Genomic DNA, 19,134 nt, shown 5'->3' with positions numbered 1-19,134 from the left:
GGTGCCCGAGCGATCACGCCGTGCGGCTGGCCTGTGCCGCGATCGGCTCGATGCGATAGGCCTCGGCGGCGACCGCGTGCGCTTCCCAGAACACGCTCTCCAGCCCGGCGTCGACCGGGCCGCAGGCCTCGACCACAGCCGCCGCCCAGGCGACGTAGTCGGCGAGCCGGGCGAGGTCCCAGCCCTTCGGCGGCGTGCGGACGAGGGCGCGCAGGTTGGAGGTCTTGTCGGCGATCTTGATCAGCTTGGCGTCGCGCGGCAGGCCGGGGGCGTGCTGGATCTGCCGCCACTTGCGCACGTCCTTGGACTGCGTCTTGTCGTCGGTGACGTGCATCACCAGGGTGGCGACGCGGGCGCCGAACTCGGCGACGAGATCGGCCTCGGTGACGCCGACGTCCTCGACCGTATCGTGGAGGAGGGCGGCGATCGCCACCTCGACGTCGCCGGGGTCGTCGGCATGGAGGACGAGCTCGGCCACCTCGAGCAGGTGGTTGACGTAGGGCTCGGCGTCGATGCCCTTGCGCTGCTGGTCCTTGTGGGCCGCCGCCGCCCAATGGGCGGCATGGGCGAGCCGCGCGAGCGGCGTGAGAGGGCGCCCGGTGCGATCCGGGCTCGTCGGCGACGGCGTCATGGGATAAGTCTCGACGAACGACAATCTGTCATGGTGCAGTGCAGCATACTGAACCGTTCCGCCGTTTTCCGCAACCGTCGTTTCCCTTAGGCCAGAACGTCGCATGTGCCACCTCTGCCGGATCCCGCTTCGATACGCCGCTCCCGACGAGCGCTCCGCCGCCGCGGAGGGCTCCGGCGCGGGCGAAGGTGCGCCGCCGAAGGCCGAGCCGTTGCCGCCGCTCGCGGCGTCGTGGCGACGGCCGCACGTGCTTCTCGCGCGGTTGATGGTCCGGGCCTATCGGCTGACCTTCTCGGCCTTCATGGGCCGCACCTGCCGCTATTTTCCGACCTGTTCGGAATACACCGAAGAGGCGATCGCCCGTTTCGGCCTGTGGGCCGGGTTCTGGATCGGGCTTTCGCGGATTCTCCGATGCCACCCCTGGGGGCCGAACGGCTGGGACCCGGTTCCGACCGTGTTGCCGCCCGAATCCCGCTGGTATAGACCGTGGCGCTACGGCCGCTGGACCGGCCGTCACATCACGACGCGGCTCTGAGGCCCGCGTCCCATCGTACCACCCCCTCGCTTACCCGGGCTCGTATCCGGGAGTGAGCCTCGAGGAGAGAAGAAGAATGATCTCGATCACCTTCCCCGACGGCGCGTCGCGCCAGTTCGAGCCGGGCGTCACCGGCCTCCAGATCGCCGAATCGATCGCCAAGTCGCTGGCCAAGAAGTGCCTGGCGATGGTCGTCGACGGCGTCGAGACCGACCTTTCCGACCCGATTTCCCGCGACGCGACGTTGCGCTTCGTCACCAAGGACGATCGCGCCGAGGCGCTCGAGCTGATCCGCCACGATGCCGCGCACGTCATGGCCGAAGCGGTGCAGGAGCTCTTCCCCGGCACGCAGGTGACCATCGGCCCGTCGATCGAGAACGGCTTCTATTACGACTTCTACCGGGTCGACGAGGCGGGGGCGCCGAAGCCCTTCACCGTCGACGATCTGCCGGCGATCGAAACCAAGATGCGCGAGATCATCGCGCGCAACGCCCCCTTCACCAAGGAGGTGCTGCCGCGCGAGGCCGCCAAGGCGCGCTTCGCCGCGCTGGGCGAGAAATTCAAGGTCGAGCTGATCGACGCCATTCCGGGCGACGAGCCGATCAAGATCTACAGCCAGGGTGGGTGGTTCGACCTCTGCCGCGGCCCACATCTGCCCTCGACCGGCCTGATCGGCACCTCCTTCAAGCTCATGAAGGTGGCCGGCGCCTATTGGCGCGGCGATGCCAACAATCCGATGCTGTCGCGCATCTACGGCACCGCGTGGCTGAACGACAAGGACCTCCAGTCCTACCTCACCATGCTGGAGGAGGCCGAGAAGCGCGACCATCGCCGGCTCGGCCGCGAGATGGATCTCTTCCATTTCCAGGAGGAGGGGCCGGGCGTCGTCTTCTGGCACGCCAAGGGCTGGTCGCTGTTCCAGAGCCTCACCGCCTACATGCGTCGTCGCCTCGCCGAGGACTATCAGGAGGTCAACGCGCCTCAGGTCCTCGACAAGTCGCTGTGGGAGACCTCGGGTCACTGGGGCTGGTATCAGGAGAGCATGTTCGCGGTGAAGTCGGCCTATGCCTTCACCCACGAGGACGATCCGGAAGCCGACGCGCGCGTCTTCGCGCTGAAGCCGATGAACTGCCCCGGCCACATGCAGATCTTCAAGCATGGCTTGAAGTCCTACCGAGAACTGCCGATGCGGCTTGCAGAATTCGGCATGGTGCATCGCTACGAGGCGTCGGGCGCCATGCACGGTCTGATGCGCGTGCGCGGCTTCACCCAGGACGACGCGCACATCTTCTGCACCGACGACCAGATGGCCGACGAGTGCATGAAGATCAACGACCTGATCCTCTCGGTCTATTCGGACTTCGGCTTCGACGAGATCGTCGTCAAGCTGTCGACCCGGCCGGAGAAGCGTGTCGGTTCCGACGCGCTGTGGGATCGCGCCGAGACGGTGATGACCGAGGTGCTGAAGACCATCGAGGCGCAGTCGGGCGGCCGCATCAAGACCGGCATCAACCCGGGCGAGGGCGCCTTCTACGGTCCGAAGTTCGAATACACCCTGCGCGACGCCATCGGCCGTGAATGGCAGTGCGGCACCACACAGGTCGACTTCAACCTGCCGGAGCGCTTCGGCGCCTTCTACGTCGATGCCGACGGTTCCAAGAAGGAGCCGGTGATGATCCATCGCGCCATCTGCGGCTCGATGGAGCGCTTCCTCGGCATCCTGATCGAGAACTACGCCGGTCACTTCCCGCTGTGGCTGGCGCCGACGCAGGTCGTCGTCACCACCATCACCTCGGATGCCGACGCCTACGCGGCCGAGGTGCACAGGAAGCTGCGCAAGGCCGGCTTCCGCGCCGAGGTCGATCTCAGGAACGAGAAGATCAACTACAAGGTCCGCGAACATTCGCTGGCCAAGGTCCCGGTCATTCTCGTCTGCGGCAAGCGCGAGGCGGAAGAGGGCACCGTCGCGGTGCGTCGTCTGGGTAGTCAGGCGAACACCGTGAAGTCGCTCGTCGACGTCATCGCCGAGCTGAGGGAAGAGGCGACCCCGCCGGACGTGAAGCGCGAGCGGGACGCCGACTGAGGCGCGAACCGATCGGAGAATGCAGAAGGGCGCCGAGAGGCGCCCTTTTTCGTTCGTGTCGCATTTCGCCGGGGCTGTCCATGCCTCGCGTGGAGGCCCTTCATCCTGAGGTGCCCGGCGAAGCCGGGCCTCGAAGGGCGAAGGGCCGAGTGGCACGCCCGTCGCGAGTCTCTGGTCGGACGCGGCACCGCCCGTCGTCGGCTTCGCGCTTCGAGGCTCGCTTCGCTCGCACCTCAGCATGAAGCCGAACAGGGGGAGATGTGGCGCGAGAGTACGCCTCTCTCAGCCCCGCGCCGCCTCGATCTGTTCGATCGCCTCGACGGTCGCGTCGAAAGGAAGCAGGGTCGAGGTGTGGCGGGCCTTGTAGTCGCGCACCGGCTCGAGCAGGGCGAGGTCGGCGAAGCGGCCGGTCGGCACCGGGCCGTTCTCCTTCAGCATGGCGGAGAGCGCGTCGCGGGCCTCGCGGATCTCGGCCGTGGTGGCGCCGATGACGTGGCGGGCGAGGATCGAGGCGGAGGACTGGCCGAGCGCGCAGGCCTTGACCTCGTGGGCGTAGTCGACCACCCGATCGCCGTCGAGCACCAGATCGACGGTGATCTTCGAGCCGCACAGGCGCGAATGGCGCGAGGCGGTCGCCTGCGGCGCGGGAAGCCGTCCGATGCGCGGAATGTCGAGGGCGAGGGCCAGGATCTGCTTGTTGTAAACGTCGTCGATCATGAAGTTCCCTGCCTCGTCGTCCGCACCCGCGCTCCCGGCGGATGGCTGGTCCGCATTCGTCGAACGGACCATCGTGAAAAACCGTCGCAGCCCGCCCCTGTCGAAAGGCGGAAGTTTCATTATATAGTCTGAAACGGTGGTCGTGGCAGGATGTCCAATCGGGGCCTCTGCCACGCGTCGGAGAGAATCCCCAGATCCGGTGATCCGGACAGTGAGCGGAACCGTAGATTTGGGTGAAGTGGTCCACCACAAGGAGATCGCATCCATGGATGCCGTCGTCGACGCCCGCCGCGAGGCGGGCTCCGCGAAGTTCGCGCCGGTCGCAAGACCCAGCCGCGAAGACGCCGAAGCTGCCGTCAAGACCCTGCTTCTGTGGGCCGGAGACGATCCGGACCGCGAAGGCCTGGTCGACACGCCGAAACGGGTCGTGAAGGCCTTCGAGGAGCTCTACAAGGGCTACCGCGAAGACCCTGCCCACGTTCTCGACCGCGTGTTCGAGGAAGTCGAGGGCTACGGATCGATCGTGCTGGTGCGCGACATTCCGTTCTATTCCCACTGCGAGCACCACATGGTGCCCTTCGTCGGCAAGGCGCACATCGCCTATTACCCGAAGAACGGCGTCGTGGGTCTGTCCAAGCTCGCCCGTCTGGTCGACGTCTATGCCCGTCGCCTGCAGACGCAGGAGAGCCTGACGGCGCAGATCGTCTCGGCGATCGAGGAACATCTCGATCCGCGCGGCGTCGCCATCATGATCGAGGCCGAGCACATGTGCATGTCGATGCGCGGCGTGCAGAAGGCCGGCGTCTCGACGCTGACGACCGAGTTCACCGGCGTCTTCAAGGAAGACTCGGCCGAACAGGCGCGCTTCATGATGATGGTGCGCGGCTCCGGTCGCTGACGGCGCGAACCCACAGAATTCCCGAAGGCCGCGGAGCGATCCGCGGCCTTCGTCGTCTTCGGGTCTCCCGGTCGGGCCTCAGCGGCCTTCCCAGGTCGGGTGGCGCTTCTCGACGAAGGCGGAGATGCCTTCCTCGGCGTCGCGCGCGAGGAGGTTCTCGACCATGACGCGGGCGGCGTGGTCGTAGGCGTCCGCGAGCCCCATCTCGATCTGGTCGTAGAAGGCCTCCTTGCCGATCTTCAGCGTCAGCGGCGACTTCGAGGCGATGACGCGGGCGAGCGTCTCGGTCTCCGCCGTCAGAGCCTCGGGTGCGACGACACGGTTGACGAGGCCGATGCGGGCGGCCTCCTCGGCGCCGACGGGGGCGCCGGTCAGCAGCATCTCCATGGCGTTCTTGCGCGGCACGTTGCGCGACAGCGCCACCATCGGCGTCGAGCAGAAGAGGCCGATGTGGACGCCGGGCGTGGCGAACTTCGCTCCGCTCGAAGCCACCGCCAGATCGCAGGAGGCGACGAGCTGGCAGCCGGCGGCGGTGGCGACGCCCGCCACCTCGGCGATCACCGGCTTCGGACAACGCACGATCGCCTGCATCAGGCTCGCGCAGGTCTTCATCGTCTCCTCGAAGAAGGCGCGGCCGCGGTCGGGGTTCGTCCGCGCCGCCGTGATCTCCTTCAGATCGTGGCCGGCGGAGAAGGCCGGGCCCTCGGCTGCCAGAATCACCATGCGGACGCTTCCGTCGGCTCCGGCATCGGCGATCGCGGCGGCGAGCGCCGTCATCATCCGCATCGACAGCGCGTTGCGGCGGGCGGCGTCGACGAGCGTGATCCGGCGCAGGCCGTCGGCGTCGGTGATGGTGATCGGCGCGGTGTCGGACATGGGTGTTCCTCTCCTATAGGGCTTCTTCTTTTCGTTCACGTCGGTCTATTCTAATCGATGAGACGAGCCGGTCGACCCGGACGGAGGTCGAGCCTCGAACAATCGAGCACCGAACAGGGGGAGGGGGGAATGACGACAGCTGCGACGCGTGCCGCACGGCCGAAGGGCGTGATGAGCGCGACCGAGGTCGCCGCCTTCATCGAGCGCGAGTTTCCGCAGGTGGCCGACGGCGTCGGCAAGTTGACGATCGAGGAGGCGGACGGCGCCCGCGCCCGCGTGCGGCTCGGCGTCGACGGGCGGCATCTGAGGCCCGGTGGCACGGTGTCGGGGCCGACGCAGTTCTACCTCGCCGACGTCGCCGCCTTCATCGCGGTCCTCGTGGCGATCGGGCCGATCGGGCTCGCGGTCACCACGTCGGCCAACATCAACTTCCTGCGCAAGCCGACGCCGGCCGACCTCGTCGCCGAGACGCGGATCCTCAAGCGCGGCAAACGGCTGGTGGTGGTCGACTGCCTGATCTTCTCCGACGGAGAGGCCGAGCCGGTCGCCCATGCGGTGCTCACCTACTCGATTCCGAGGAGCGACGATGCGGTATGATGTTACCATGATATGCGCAACATGATACCACATCAGGCAAGTCACGGAATTCATTGTCGAATTTCTTCGCTCGCGATTTTCATTTCGCGAAAATCCGCTTGACCGGCTGCATGACCTCGCTTATGAGGACACCCGAGGCGGCGGTCCGGAAGGGCCGCCCTCGTCTTTTACGGTTTCGGAGCGGGCGACAGGATCGCCGGTGCCGGGCCGATCGACCGGCACGAGGTAAGACAATGAAGACTTTCTCCGCCAAGCCGGCTGAGGTCGAAAAGAAGTGGGTGATCATCGACGCGAAGGGTCTCGTCGTCGGTCGCCTGGCTTCGCTGATCGCCATGCGTCTGCGTGGCAAGCACCTGCCGACCTTCACGCCGCACGTCGATCTCGGTGACAACGTCATCGTGATCAACGCCGACAAGGTGGTTTTCACCGGCAACAAGTACGAAGACAAGGTCTACTACTGGCACACCGGTTATCCGGGCGGCATCAAGGAGCGCACCGCGCGCAAGATCCTCGAGGGCCGTTTCCCGGAGCGCGTGCTGGAGAAGGCCGTGCAGCGCATGCTGCCGCGCGGGCCGCTCGCTCGCAAGCAGCTGACGCACCTCAAGATCTATGCTGGCGCCACGCATCCGCACGAGGCGCAGCAGCCGGCGGCTCTCGATGTCGCCGCTCTCAACCGCAAGAACGCGAGGGTCTGACAATGGCCGAGATTCAGTCCTTCGAGGAACTGGGCGCCGCCGTCGGTGCCGCCAAGGCCGAAGCCGTCGCGGCTCCGGTCCACGAGCGCAAGGTCGATCAGTACGGCCGCGCCTATGCCACCGGCAAGCGCAAGAACGCGGTCGCCCGCGTCTGGCTGACCCGCGGCACCGGCAAGATCACCGTCGACGGCAAGGACTTCAGCGCCTACTTCGCGCGTCCGGTCCTCCAGATGCTGATCCTGCAGCCGATCCTCGCCGCCGATCGCGACGGCCAGTTCGACATCATCGCCACCTGTGAAGGCGGCGGTCTGTCGGGCCAGGCGGGCGCTCTGCGTCACGGCATCTCCAAGGCTCTGACCTATTTCGAGCCCGAGCTGCGCGGCGTGCTCAAGCCCTACGGCTTCCTCACCCGCGACAGCCGCGTGGTCGAGCGCAAGAAGTACGGCAAGCGCAAGGCTCGTCGTTCGTTCCAGTTCTCCAAGCGCTGATCGCGCGGACGAGTTCCGGATTTCGAAAGGGCGGCCTCCGGGCCGCCCTTTCTGCGTTTGGGGGTTCTTTCCACATGTACGGAGTTGGATGATGGAAAAATCCGCCGTTGCCAGCGGGACTCGTATCGACCTTACTGCTTGATTGAGGGTATATTTATTATATGCATGTCCAGATCCGTTGAATTTTGACGTAATAGAGGGTGGCGCAAATGTTCGATGATGTTTGTGCTTATTTCTATAACAATATTGCTGTCTTGCTGGATCGATACATTGATGCGAGGGGGGCGAATAAGTTTGGACGTGATGACCTATTGCGATCTTCGCTTGAGTTCGCTGCAGGTTTGTTTCATTTTCGTGAACATTTGCCTGTTGAGTTGGCAGGTTCTCGTGCGGACGTCGAGGCTGTATGTCCGGAATATCGTCTGGTGGCCGACGCTGTTAATGCATCCAAGCATTCAAGGGTCACGAGGAAGACACCACAGGGTGAGAGTTTAATTTCTTCTTCACTTGATATATATGAGTCTATTGTATCCGTAATTTATAGAGATGATCTCGGTTCGTATTCTGATTCTCAAAATTTTGTCCTGGCTAACTGCAGTGATGAAGTGATTCGGTATCTTGATGGTGCGCTTATATCTGTTTTTAATTATTGGTCGAACATGCTTCATGATGCCGGTATTCTGAGTTATCCATGTGCATTGGCTGCGCAACTTCCTGGTAGTTGCTATGTCTCTCGATCAAATGTTCGAAAGGTCGATATTGTCATCCTCAATACGATGCGATTTCGTTCGGTATTTAGGATTCTTGAGTATGATGATCGCGCGGGGGCAGCTGTCCCGCTTGATACCCAAGGTAAGAAATTTCCGTTTCGAGCTCTGAAGATTCCAAACGTTGTTGATGTTACAGGTTTCATTCCTGGATTTGGCGAGGTAACTGTTGATGTGACGCTTTCTGATGACCATGCCAAAACTCTTCATTTTGCGGTTGATGAATCTCATAGAAATGAACTCTTGAAGGAATTTTTTGAAATTTATAGAGCTGAGATATTTGAGAAGGTGAGAGCTAAGATCGGTCTATCCTTGGCCAAAAGCTGACTGTGTGATTGGGTGCTAGCTAGCAAGATGCCTGCGGAGTTCTCATGGCTACTGGAACCGGTGATCCCCTTCGGCCGCGGCCGACCGACAATGCCGTGTTCGGCCCGCTCTCCGGCGGGGCGGCGGAGCCGACCTATGGCGGGGTGCTCTCCTTCATGCGGCGGCGCTATTCGCGCGCGCTCGAAGGCGTCGACGTCGCCATTCTCGGCATTCCCTTCGATGCCGCCGTCTCCAATCGGACGGGCTCGCGCTTCGGGCCGCAGGCGATCCGGCGGGCCTCGGCGATTCTCGACGGCGATCCGCAGTATCCGTTCCGGTTCGACCCGTTCGAGGTCCTGAACGTCGTCGATCGCGGCGACGTGTCGTGGGACTACGCCCGGCCGTGGGAGGCGCACGACTGCATCCATGCGCAGGCGGCCGAGGTGGTCGCCTCGGGCGCCAAGCTGTTCTCGCTCGGCGGCGATCATTCCGTCACCTATCCGCTCTTGGTGGCGCATGCCGAGAAGCACGGGCCGCTCGCCATCGTCCATTTCGACGCCCATCAGGACACCTGGGGCGACGAGGGGCAGGCGGGGCCGGGGCACTGGACCGATCACGGCGCCTTCGTGCGGCGCGGCGTCGAGGCGGGCGTGATCGACGCGTCGCGCTCGATCCAGATCGGCATCCGCACCCATGCGCCGCGCGACTGCGGCGTCGAGATCGTCTGGGGCTACGAGCTCGAGACGCTGTCGATCGCCGAGATCGTCGCGCGGATCTACGCCCGCGTCGGCGACGCCAAGGCCTACATGACCTTCGACATCGACGCGCTCGATCCGGCCTTCGCGCCTGGGACGGGGACGCCGGTCGCCGGCGGGCTCACCTCGCGCGAGGCGTTGGCGATCCTGCGCGAGCTCGGCCGCATCGACTTCGTCGGCGGCGACGTCGTCGAGGTTGCGCCGCCTTACGACCACGCCGACCTCACGGCGATCGCCGGCGCGGCGGTCGCCCAGACCTGGCTCGGGCTCGAGGCGGAGAAGCGACGACGCTGACGGCAGGGCGGCCGAGCGCGCCGCCGTCTTCCCCTCGTCGTCGAAATCCGTCATACGTCCCGACCAGTCTTCCGAGGATCGAATTCCCATGTCCGACACGATCAACGTCGCCATTCTGGGTGCGTCCGGCTACACCGGCGCCGAGCTGCTGCGGTTCCTCTTGAACCATCCGAAGGTCCGCATCGCCGCGCTCACCGCCGACCGCAAGGCCGGCACCACCATCGCCGAAGCCTTCCCGCAGTTCGTCGGTTGCGATCTGCCGCGCCTGATCACCATCGCCGAGGTGGACTGGGCGGGCGTCGATCTCGTCTTCTGCGCCTTGCCGCACGCCACCACGCAGGAGGTGCTGAAGGCGGTGCCGTCGCGGATCAAGATCGTCGATCTCTCCGCCGACTTCCGCCTCTCCGATCCGGCCGCCTACGAGTACTGGTACGGCCACGCCCATCAGGCGCTGGAGCTGCAGAAGGAGGCGGTCTACGGCATCACCGAGTTCGCGCGCGAGAAGGTGGCGAAGGCCCGGCTCGTCGCCAATCCGGGCTGCTACACCACGTGCTCGCAGTTGCCGGTGATCCCGCTGATCGAGGCGGGTGCGATCGATCCGGACGAGATCGTCATCGACGCCAAGTCGGGCGTCACCGGCGCCGGGCGTTCGTTGAAGGAAGCGAACCTCTATTGCGAGGTCGCCGACGGCTTCCACGCCTATGGCGTCGGCCATCACCGCCACATGGCGGAGCTCGAGGAGGGCTTCTCCCGCGCCGCCGGCCGGCCGGTCCTCTGCTCCTTCACGCCGCATCTGGTGCCGATGAACCGCGGCATGCTGGCGACCGTCTACGTCAAGTTGACGGGCGGGGCGACGCCGCAGTCGGTCTCCGAGATCCTCGAGAAGCGCTTCGCCGGCGAGACCTTCGTGCACGTGCTGCCCTTCGGTACCGTGCCGCAGACCCGCCACGTGCGCGGCTCCAACCGGGCCTACATCGGCGTCTTCGCCGATCGGCGGCCGGGCCGGGCGATCGTCATGTGCGTCATCGACAATCTGGTGAAGGGGGCCTCGGGGCAGGCCATCCAGAACATGAACTGCATGATGGGTTGGCCGGAAGATCTCGGCATCGAGACGGTCGGCATATTCCCCTGATCGAAGCCCCTGTGCGACGTCATCGAAGGGCCGGCGGCGACGCCGGCCCTTCTTCGTCCGCATGGCTGGACGCGATCCAATTCAATCGATCAAACTTTCGTCTTAGACCGTTGGTCGATCGTGGAAAGCCGCAAGTCTCCAGCGGTTTGGGCCAATCCGTTGATATTTCCCGAAGATTTCGCGCGCCGCCGTCGCATCTGTGGAAACCCGCAATTGTAGGCATCCCGCGCGATCCTTAAGGCGACTTCCCATGCGCGACACGCGGAGCGGACCTCGTCCTCTCACATGCGTCCAGACGGCCGAGAGGGCCGCAGGCGACGCCGTCGCGGGGTGACGACCGAGAGGGGGAGACCTACATGCAGATCCACATGCCCGATCACATCCTGCCGGAGATGCCGCAGGAGGTGCGCAAGAGCTGGCACCAGATCCTCTATGTCCAGGTGCTGATCGCGATCGTGCTCGGCGCGGTCGTCGGCTGGCTGTTTCCGGCCTTTGCCACCAACGAGTGGATCAAGGCGATGGGCGACGGCTTCATCAAGCTGATCAAGATGGTGATCGCGCCGATCATCTTCTGCACCGTGGTGTCGGGCATCGCGCACATCGACGACGCCAAGAAGGTCGGCCGGGTCGGCGTCAAGGCGCTGGTCTACTTCGAGATCGTCTCGACCTTCGCGCTCGCCATCGGCCTCATCGTCGGCAATCTCGTCGGCCCGGGCCACGGCTTCCACGGCACCGGCAACGCCGCCGCCATCGCCCAGTACACCTCGCCGGAAAAGCAGATGAAGTCGGTCGACTTCGTGATGCACATCATTCCGGACAGCGTCGTCGGCGCCTTCGCCAACGGCGACGTGCTGCAGGTCCTGCTGTTCTCGATCCTCTTCGGCTTCGCGCTGATGGCGTTGGGCGAGAAGGGCAAGCCGGTCCGCACCCTGATCGACGACGTCGCTCTCGGCGTGTTCGGCGTCATCGGCATCGTCATGAAGGCCGCTCCGGTCGGTGCCTTCGGCGCCATGGCCTTCACCATCGGCAAGTACGGCCCGCAGGCGCTCGGCAACCTCGCCGGCCTGATCGCCACCTTCTATCTGACCGCCGCACTCTTCATCGTCCTGGTGCTCGGCACCATCGCCCGCATCGCCGGCTTCTCGATCTTCAAGTTCCTCGCCTACATCAAGGACGAACTGCTGGTCGTGCTCGGCACCTCGTCGTCGGAGAGCGCCCTGCCGCAGCTGATGGCGAAGCTCCAGCGCGCCGGCTGCTCCAAGCCGGTGGTCGGTCTGGTGGTCCCGACGGGTTATTCCTTCAACCTCGACGGCACCAACATCTACATGACGCTGGCGACGATCTTCATCAGCCAGGCGCTCGGCTTCGATCTGTCCTTCGGCCAGCAGATCACCATCCTGATCGTCGCCATGCTGACCTCGAAGGGGGCCTCGGGCATCACCGGTGCCGGCTTCGTGACGCTCGCCGCCACCCTCGCCGTCGTCGATCCGCGCCTCGTGCCGGGCATGGCGATCGTCCTCGGCATCGACAAGTTCATGTCGGAGTGCCGTGCGCTCACCAACATCGTCGGCAACGGCGTCGCCACCGTCGTCGTCGCCTGGTGGGAAGGCGAGCTCGATCGCGACAAGCTCCACGCCGCGCTGAACCCCTCCACGGCGGTCGCCGCCCCGGCCGACGCCGCTCCGGCGGAGTGATCGGACCCGCGATCGTCGCGAACAGAGAGCCCGCCCGGGCCGATCCGGGCGGGCTCTTTCGTTTCCCGCTTTCGCGCACGGCGCGGACGTGGCATCTCCGATGTCGGTTCGGTGCCCGCCCGCGCGGGAGAATCGGGAACGCGGTGGAAGTCCGCGACGTGCCCAACACCGTGTAGGGGGACTGCTCCGACACCCCGCGAGGGGAGAGCCACCGGGCGACCGGGAAGGCGTCGGAGCGGGGTGATCCTCAGTCGGGAGACCGGCCGAGCCGAAGAGGTCCCAGCGTCTGGTCGGCGCCGGGTCGCGTCGACACGAGGGGATCATCGATGTCGCGCCACACCTTCGAGCCCGCCGCAGCGGGCGATCATGCATCGTCTCTGCCCTCCACCGTCCCGCCCGAGACCGCCGGTCTCGCGATGGCCGAGTTCTCCGCCTTTGACGAGGCCGACCGCGCCGCCGTCTACCGCGCCATCGCGACACGGCGCGACGTGCGTGGCGAGTTCCGGCCCGACCCGATCGATCCGGTGGTGCTGCGGCGCCTGCTCGAGGCGGCGCACTGGGCGCCGTCGGTCGGCTTCATGCAGCCGTGGAACTTCCTCGTCCTGCGCGATCCTGCGGTGCGGGCCCGCCTCCACGACGCCTTCCTCGAGGCGCGCGAGCGCGAGGCGGCGCTCTTCCCCGACGACCGGGCGGCGATCCATCGCCGGCTGAAGCTCGAAGGGCTGCGCGAGGCGCCGGTCGTCGTCGTCGTCACCTGCGATCGCGATCGGGCCGGACCGGTGGTGCTCGGGCGCAGCGCCGATCCGGCGACGGATCTCTACAGCTGCGTCTGCGCGGTGCAGAACCTGTGGCTGGCGGCGCGGGCCGAAGGAATCGGCGTCGGCTGGGTCTCGATCATCGACAAGGGGCGGGTGCGCGGCCTGCTCGGCATTCCCGAAGAGATCGAGATCGTCGCCTGCCTCTGTCTCGGAAGGGTCGATGCCGCCTTCGCCTCGCCGGAACTGGAGCAGCGGGGGTGGCGCCGCCGGCTGTCGCTCGACGACCTCGTCTTCGAAGAGGCGTGGGGGCAGCGCGCCGCCGGTGATCAGGGCACGACGCGGGCGTGGACCACGGCGACGTCGTCGCCGTAGACGCGGCGCCAGCCGGGGGTGCGGTCGAGGAGATCGTTCGCCGCCATGCCGGTGGCAAGCAGGGTCCAACCGATCTTCGGATCGGAAAAGACCTCGTCGAAGGCCGAGAGCCCCTGCAGCGACACCGCCTTGCGATAGAGCGCGACGCGCTTGCCGCCGTAGAGCTCGGTGCGGCCGTCGATGTAGGTCGGGACCCCTCGCGCGATCAGGAAGCCGCCGAAGCCGTAGTCGTTCATCACCGCGCCGGTCACGCCGGCGGCGCGGGCGGCGGCGAGGGCCTCGGCGGGGGCGTTGTCGCGCGGCGGGGCGACGTCGCGCAGCGGCAGCGTGGCCGCGACGAGGAGAGCGAGGACGAGGGCGCCGATCGTCAGCGCCCGCGGCGGGGCGGGAGCCTCGGTGTCCGGCCGGCCGATGCGGGCGGCGACAGGCTCGATCGCCACCAGCGTGCCGACCAGCGTCAGCAGCGCGGTGTGGCGGACGTGGGCGAGCGCCATGTGGAAGAGGAGGAGGAGGAGCAGCAGCCGCGCGAGCGGGATGCGCGCACCCGCGGTGGCGAGCAGTGCGATCACCGGCAGCAGTATCGCTTCGAGCGGGTTGAAGCCGGCGAAGCTCTGCGGCCGCCATTCCACGATCGAATCCTGTAGCCCCTCGATGCCGATCACCGAGAAGGCGGCCTTCCAGGTGCCCCAGCCGTAGGGATGCACCAGCGTCGCCAGCGCCGCGGCGAGACCGAAGAGGCCCCAGCGGACGGCGAGACCGCGGCGTTCGGCTGGATCGGCGCGCATCAGCGCCTCGAGCGCGACGATCGGCACCACGCCGAGGCCGAAGAGCCAGGAGGCGTGGAGATTGGCCCAGACCACCATCACGAGGAGCAGGGCGGGGCGCGGGGCGCGGGCCTCTTCCGCCGCGTGGAGCAGGCCGAGCGTCCACAGGACGGTCGGCAGCCAGGCGAGCGCATGCGGCCGGGCGAGGAGCTGGCCGGCCATCAGCATGTAGACCAGGGCGAGCACCAGCGGCGCCACCAGCGCCGGCAGGCGGGCGAAGGCCTCGCGCGCCAGTACGAGCACGGCGGCGGTGGCGACCGCGGCGGTCAGCGCCACCACGCCGGCCCAACCGGCGAGGCGGAAGGCGAGGGCGAAGAGCACCTGGCTCAGCCATTCCTTGGCGATCCAAGGCTCGCCCACGACCGTGTGCGACCACAGGTCGACGGTCGGGAAGGCGCGGTGCGTCAGGATCCAGTCGCCGATCGTGGTGTGCCACATCGAATCGGGATCGCCGAGGACGCGCGATCCGCTCGCCGCCAGCAGCGCGAAGACGAGACCGGCGGTCGCGAGAAGCGTCGCCGTCGGCACCTTGGCGCGCGGCAGGGGCGGCGCGAGCACGGCGAGCGAGCGCAGGAAGGCGAGCACGGGCGAGGAGGCGTGATCGGGCATGGCGGGCCGGCTTGCGAGAGGCGAGAGGCGAGGGGCGCGACGGCGTCGCGGCCCGAAACCCGGAGGGGCTTCGAGCCGCGAGCGTGTCACGATCCACCTTGCGATAGTCTCAACGCCGGCGTGTCTCCGGGCGGGCGCCTTGCGAGATCACGCCTTGACGCGGACGTAGGAGCCGGGGGCGTCCTCGATGATCTTCAGCTTGCCGCCACCGGGCTCGCGCGCCGGCACCCTCTCGGGGGCGAGCGAGAACAGCCAGTCGCGCCAGTGCGGCCACCAGGTGCCGGGGTGCTCGGTCGCCTTCTTGTACCAGTCCTCGATGGAGCCCTCGACCTTGGGGCCGGTCCAGAACTGGTACTTCGGCTTGTCGGCCGGGTTGACGACGCCGGCGATGTGGCCGGAGCCGCCGACCACGAACTGCACCTCGCCGCCGAAGAACTTCGAGCCCTCGAACACCGATTTCGCCGGGGCGATGTGGTCCTCGCGGGCGGCGAGGTTGTAGACCGGGATCGTCACCTTGGAGAGATCGAGCTTCACGCCCGCCAGCTCCATCTTGCCCTTGGTGAGGTTGTTCTCGAGGTAGCAGTTGCGCAGGTAGTAGCTGTGGTTGGCCGCCGGCATGCGCGTACTGTCGGAGTTCCAGTAGAGCAGGTCGAAGGGGAAGGGCTCCTTGCCCTTCAGGTAGTTGTTGACGAAATAGGGCCAGATCAGGTCGTTCGAGCGCAGCATGTTGAAGGCCGTCGCCATCGAGCGGCCCTCGAGATAGCCGTGCTCGGCCATCTTGGCCTCGACGATGCCGATCTGGTCCTCGTCGACGAAGACCATCAGCTCGCCGGCATGGGTGAAGTCGACCTGGGTGGTGAAGAGCGTCGCCGACTTGATCCGGTCGTCGCCGGTCGCCGCGCACCAGGCCAGCGTCACCGACAGCAGCGTGCCGCCGACGCAGTAGCCGATGGTGTCGACCTCGCGCTCGCCGGTCGCCTTCTCGATGACGCCGATGCTCTCGAGAATGCCTTCCTTCATGTAGTGTTCGAAGGACTTCTTGGCCTGATGCTCGTCCGGGTTGACCCAGGAGACGACGAAGACCGTGAAGCCCTGCGCCACCGCCCAGCGGATGAAGCTCTTCTCGGGGTTGAGGTCGAGAATGTAGAACTTGTTGATCCACGGCGGCACGATCAGCAGCGGGCGCTTGCGCACCGTCTCGGTGGTCGGCGTGTACTGGATCAGCTGGCAGACGTCGTTCTGCCAGATCACCTTGCCGGGGGTCATGGCGAGGTTCTCGCCGACCTTGAAGCGGCTCGGATCGGACTGGCGGATCTTCAGATCACCGCCGCCGGCGACGATGTCCTCGGCGAACATCCGCATGCCGCGCACGAGGTTCTCGCCGTTCGAGGACAGCGTCTCGCGCACCAGCTCGGGGTTGGTGACGAGGAAGTTCGAAGGCGCCAGCGCCGCCGTGATCTGGCGCATCCAGAACTCGGCCTTGGTGCGGGTCCGCTCGTCGAGATCGGCCTGCTGGACGAGGTCCTCGGCCCAGCGCGAGGTGATCAGGTAGAACTGCTTCAGGAAGTCGAAGAAGGCGTTTTCCTGCCACTCCGGATCGGCGAAGCGCTTGTCCTTGGGATCGGGCGAGGCGACCGGATCGGGATTGTCGCCGGACATGCGGCGCAGCGTCGCCGACCACAGGTCCATCCAGCCGCCGACCAGACGGGTCTGTGCCTCGATGGTGCGGGCGGGATCGGCCAGCCACCATTCGCCGACATGGGCGAGGGTCTTGGTGACGATCGCCAGCTCCTCGGCGAGGTCGGACTTCAGCTTGCCCTGCTCGCGCGGCTCGATATAGGCGGCGGCGGCGCGCCCGGCCTGTTCGATCGCGCGCGCGATGTTCGTGGCGAAGGCGTCCGGGTTGTTCACGAAATAGCGCAGAAGCGGATTCTGCTCGTTTTCGGCCATGAACGTCTCTCTTCCCTTCCGACGGTCGATCTGCTTTTTTCCGTGGCCGGGCCGTCGGAACCCATTGTTCACCACGTCGGGCCGTCTGCGACCTCTGGTTCTGGTGACATGTGTCGCCGAACGAGTATGATCGCATGGAACCCTTGTCTGAACGGGATGCTCGCAGGTCGTGACGAAACGGGCAACGCAGAATCTCATAGCACAAAGACGAGTGCCGATCGTCGCGCTCGGCGCATCTCTGATCGCCGGTCTCGTCGCGGGCTGCTCCTCCGGCGACTACGTCGTCGGCTCGTCTTCGGTGCCCGCGCCGACGACCCGTACGGCCGTGGCCGCGCCGGCCGCCGTGCCGCAGGTACCGGGCGGCGCGCCGACCACGGCCTTCGTCCACACGCCCGGGAACGCCAATGCCGGTCTCGCCAGCGCGACCGGCCAGGACGGCTATCCCAACATCAACGTCGACACCGCGCGCCGCCTCGGCACGCCGGTGCGCGACGCCGCCGGTCAGGACAAGCTCGAGGCGGAGCTGCTGGCGCTCGGTGCGCGGCAGCGCGCCGGTGCCGATGCCTCGGCGCCGTCCTCGGTGATCGGCGAGCTCAAGGATCTCGGGCGCCGCTCCAAGACCGACGCCGAGAAGCTGATCGAATCCGGCGCCGTACCGGAATGACGCCCGAACCGTATGCGAGGGCGTCGTGCTCTTCGCGCGCGGAGGCGACATCGGCGGGTGCCAAGTTCATCGACATCTGCTAAAAGGCGATCCCCTCGCCGGGCAGGACGCCCGGTCGGGGCGCCGCGAATCGTGCCGGTTCGCCGGGGCAGGAGGCCTCGCGCGAGCTGATCGGCACGGACGGACGTGACGACGTGACTTCGTCGTCCGCGCGCCGAAGACACATGGGCGACGCGACGACGCCGACGAGAAGGTCAGGACCGATGGACGAGTTTCACAAGATCCGGCGACTGCCGGTTTACGTCTTCGAACAGGTCAACCGTCTCAAGGCACAGGCACGAGCTCGTGGCGCCGACATCATCGATCTCGGCATGGGCAACCCCGACCTGCCGACCCCGCGCTTCATCGAGGAAAAGCTGATCGAGACGATCGGCAAGCCGCGCACCAACCGCTATTCGACCTCGAAGGGCATTCCCGGTCTGCGGCGCGCCCAGGCGCACTACTACGAGCGCCGTTTCGGCGTGAAGCTCAATCCCGACACCCAGATCGTCGCGACGCTGGGCTCGAAGGAAGGCTTCGCCAACATGGCGCAGGCGATCACCGCGCCGGGCGACGTGGTGCTGTGCCCGAACCCGTCCTATCCGATCCACGCCTTCGGCTTCCTGATGGTCGGTGGCGTCATCCGCTCGATCCCGATCGAGCCGGGGCCGGAGTTCTTCCGGGCGATGGAGCGGGCGGTCGTCCACTCGATCCCCAAGCCGATCGCGGTGATCCTGTGCTACCCGTCGAACCCGACGGCGGTGACGGCCGATCTCGACTTCTACAAGGACGTGATCGCCTTCGCCAAGAAGCACGAGCTCTTCGTGCTGTCGGATCTCGCCTATTCCGAGATCTATTTCGACGACACGCCGCCGCCCTCGGTGCTGCAGGTGCCGGGCGCCATGGACGTGGCGGCGGAGTTCACCTCCATGTCGAAGTCCTTCTCGATGCCGGGCTGGCGCATGGGCTTCGCCGTCGGCAACGAGCGGCTGATCGCGGCGCTGACGCGGGTCAAGTCCTACCTCGACTACGGCGCCTACACGCCGATCCAGGTGGCGGCGTCCCATGCGCTGAACTCCGGCGACGAGTGCATCGCCGAGATCCGCGAAGTCTACAAGAAGCGCCGCGACGTGATGGTCGAGGCCTTCAACGCCGCCGGCTTCCCGATCCCGGCGCCGAAGGCGTCGATGTTCGCCTGGGCCAAGATCCCGGAGAAGTTCCGTCACCTCGGCTCGGTGGAGTTCTCCAAGCTCCTGATCGAGAAGGCCGACGTGGCGGTGGCGCCGGGCATCGGCTTCGGCGAGCAGGGCGACGAATACGTCCGCGTCGCGCTGGTGGAGAACGAGCAGCGCCTGCGTCAGGCGGCGCGCAACATCCGCCGCTTCTTCGAGACGGCCGATCAGACGCTGCACAACGTCATCCCGCTGAGCGCGAACGGCTGATCGACCGC

The 19,134-nt window shown here is 66.3% G+C and carries 18 protein-coding genes and 1 riboswitch; of the genes, 13 read left to right on the top strand and 5 right to left on the bottom strand.

Annotation, left to right across the window (positions count from 1 at the left end):
- Positions 1 to 13: 13 nt before the first annotated feature.
- Positions 14 to 631 (bottom strand): HD domain-containing protein, encoded by a 618-nt coding sequence (locus ACT53U_RS02570; RefSeq protein ID WP_476152485.1) that lies wholly within the window; start codon positions 629 to 631, stop codon positions 14 to 16.
- Between the two features lie 103 nt (positions 632 to 734).
- Between ACT53U_RS02570 and yidD the strand changes: the two genes are divergently transcribed.
- Positions 735 to 1,166 carry a membrane protein insertion efficiency factor YidD gene (gene yidD, locus ACT53U_RS02565; RefSeq protein ID WP_476152483.1) on the top strand — a complete coding sequence of 144 codons (432 nt, stop codon included), beginning with the start codon at positions 735 to 737 and terminating at the stop codon, positions 1,164 to 1,166.
- A gap of 76 nt (positions 1,167 to 1,242) precedes the next feature.
- Positions 1,243 to 3,249, top strand: coding sequence for a threonine--tRNA ligase (gene thrS, locus ACT53U_RS02560; protein WP_476152481.1), 2,007 nt, complete (start codon positions 1,243 to 1,245; stop codon positions 3,247 to 3,249).
- A gap of 282 nt (positions 3,250 to 3,531) precedes the next feature.
- On the opposite strand, the gene ACT53U_RS02555 is transcribed toward thrS, so the two are convergent.
- Complete coding sequence (locus tag ACT53U_RS02555; RefSeq protein ID WP_476152479.1) at positions 3,532 to 3,966, bottom strand: iron-sulfur cluster assembly scaffold protein; 435 nt, start codon at positions 3,964 to 3,966, stop codon at positions 3,532 to 3,534.
- Positions 3,967 to 4,231: 265 nt separating this feature from the next.
- On the opposite strand from ACT53U_RS02555, the gene folE reads away from it, so the two are divergent.
- Positions 4,232 to 4,864 (top strand): GTP cyclohydrolase I FolE, encoded by a 633-nt coding sequence (gene folE / locus ACT53U_RS02550; RefSeq protein WP_476152478.1) that lies wholly within the window; start codon positions 4,232 to 4,234, stop codon positions 4,862 to 4,864.
- 78 nt (positions 4,865 to 4,942) lie between these two features.
- Here folE and ACT53U_RS02545 read toward each other — a convergent pair whose 3' ends face one another.
- Complete coding sequence (locus tag ACT53U_RS02545; protein WP_476152476.1) at positions 4,943 to 5,740, bottom strand: enoyl-CoA hydratase; 798 nt, start codon at positions 5,738 to 5,740, stop codon at positions 4,943 to 4,945.
- 129 nt (positions 5,741 to 5,869) lie between these two features.
- Between ACT53U_RS02545 and ACT53U_RS02540 the strand changes: the two genes are divergently transcribed.
- From ACT53U_RS02540 to bluB, 8 genes are all read left to right on the top strand, one after another.
- A complete protein-coding gene (locus tag ACT53U_RS02540) occupies positions 5,870 to 6,337 on the top strand; it encodes a PaaI family thioesterase (RefSeq protein ID WP_476152474.1) in 468 nt (155 codons plus the stop codon).
- A gap of 233 nt (positions 6,338 to 6,570) precedes the next feature.
- Positions 6,571 to 7,032 (top strand): 50S ribosomal protein L13, encoded by a 462-nt coding sequence (rplM, locus tag ACT53U_RS02535; protein WP_476136271.1) that lies wholly within the window; start codon positions 6,571 to 6,573, stop codon positions 7,030 to 7,032.
- Positions 7,033 to 7,034: 2 nt separating this feature from the next.
- The gene (rpsI, locus tag ACT53U_RS02530; protein ID WP_476152472.1) at positions 7,035 to 7,520 is read left to right on the top strand and encodes a 30S ribosomal protein S9; all 486 of its coding nucleotides are present in this window, start codon (positions 7,035 to 7,037) and stop codon (positions 7,518 to 7,520) included.
- 209 nt (positions 7,521 to 7,729) lie between these two features.
- Positions 7,730 to 8,614, top strand: coding sequence for a hypothetical protein (locus ACT53U_RS02525; protein WP_476152470.1), 885 nt, complete (start codon positions 7,730 to 7,732; stop codon positions 8,612 to 8,614).
- Between the two features lie 44 nt (positions 8,615 to 8,658).
- Entirely contained in the window at positions 8,659 to 9,642 is a 984-nt protein-coding gene (gene speB / locus ACT53U_RS02520) for an agmatinase (protein ID WP_476152468.1), read from the top strand.
- A gap of 88 nt (positions 9,643 to 9,730) precedes the next feature.
- Positions 9,731 to 10,774, top strand: a complete 1,044-nt coding sequence (argC, locus tag ACT53U_RS02515) for an N-acetyl-gamma-glutamyl-phosphate reductase (RefSeq protein ID WP_476152466.1) — start codon at positions 9,731 to 9,733, stop codon at positions 10,772 to 10,774.
- Between the two features lie 368 nt (positions 10,775 to 11,142).
- Positions 11,143 to 12,468 carry a dicarboxylate/amino acid:cation symporter gene (locus ACT53U_RS02510; RefSeq protein WP_476153046.1) on the top strand — a complete coding sequence of 442 codons (1,326 nt, stop codon included), beginning with the start codon at positions 11,143 to 11,145 and terminating at the stop codon, positions 12,466 to 12,468.
- Positions 12,469 to 12,560: 92 nt separating this feature from the next.
- A riboswitch (cobalamin riboswitch) is annotated at positions 12,561 to 12,750 on the top strand.
- A gap of 134 nt (positions 12,751 to 12,884) precedes the next feature.
- Positions 12,885 to 13,598, top strand: coding sequence for a 5,6-dimethylbenzimidazole synthase (gene bluB, locus ACT53U_RS02505; protein ID WP_476153044.1), 714 nt, complete (start codon positions 12,885 to 12,887; stop codon positions 13,596 to 13,598).
- Here bluB and ACT53U_RS02500 read toward each other — a convergent pair.
- Together ACT53U_RS02500 and phaC are read right to left on the bottom strand one after the other, a co-directional pair.
- Entirely contained in the window at positions 13,553 to 15,031 is a 1,479-nt protein-coding gene (locus ACT53U_RS02500; protein WP_476152464.1) for a hypothetical protein, read from the bottom strand. The two genes, bluB and ACT53U_RS02500, sit on opposite strands and share 46 nt — an antisense overlap.
- Positions 15,032 to 15,178: 147 nt before the next feature.
- Positions 15,179 to 16,981 (bottom strand): class I poly(R)-hydroxyalkanoic acid synthase, encoded by a 1,803-nt coding sequence (phaC, locus tag ACT53U_RS02495; protein ID WP_476152462.1) that lies wholly within the window; start codon positions 16,979 to 16,981, stop codon positions 15,179 to 15,181.
- Positions 16,982 to 17,192: 211 nt separating this feature from the next.
- Between phaC and ACT53U_RS02490 the strand changes: the two genes are divergently transcribed.
- The gene (locus ACT53U_RS02490; protein WP_476152461.1) at positions 17,193 to 17,645 is read left to right on the top strand and encodes a hypothetical protein; all 453 of its coding nucleotides are present in this window, start codon (positions 17,193 to 17,195) and stop codon (positions 17,643 to 17,645) included.
- 263 nt (positions 17,646 to 17,908) lie between these two features.
- The gene (locus ACT53U_RS02485) at positions 17,909 to 19,126 is read left to right on the top strand and encodes an LL-diaminopimelate aminotransferase (protein WP_476152459.1); all 1,218 of its coding nucleotides are present in this window, start codon (positions 17,909 to 17,911) and stop codon (positions 19,124 to 19,126) included.
- Positions 19,127 to 19,134: the final 8 nt, after the last annotated feature.

The organism is Pinisolibacter sp. DMC19, assembly GCF_056313985.1.
Note: the sequence above shows the minus strand (reverse complement) of the source record. Positions and strands in the feature narration are given on the sequence as shown.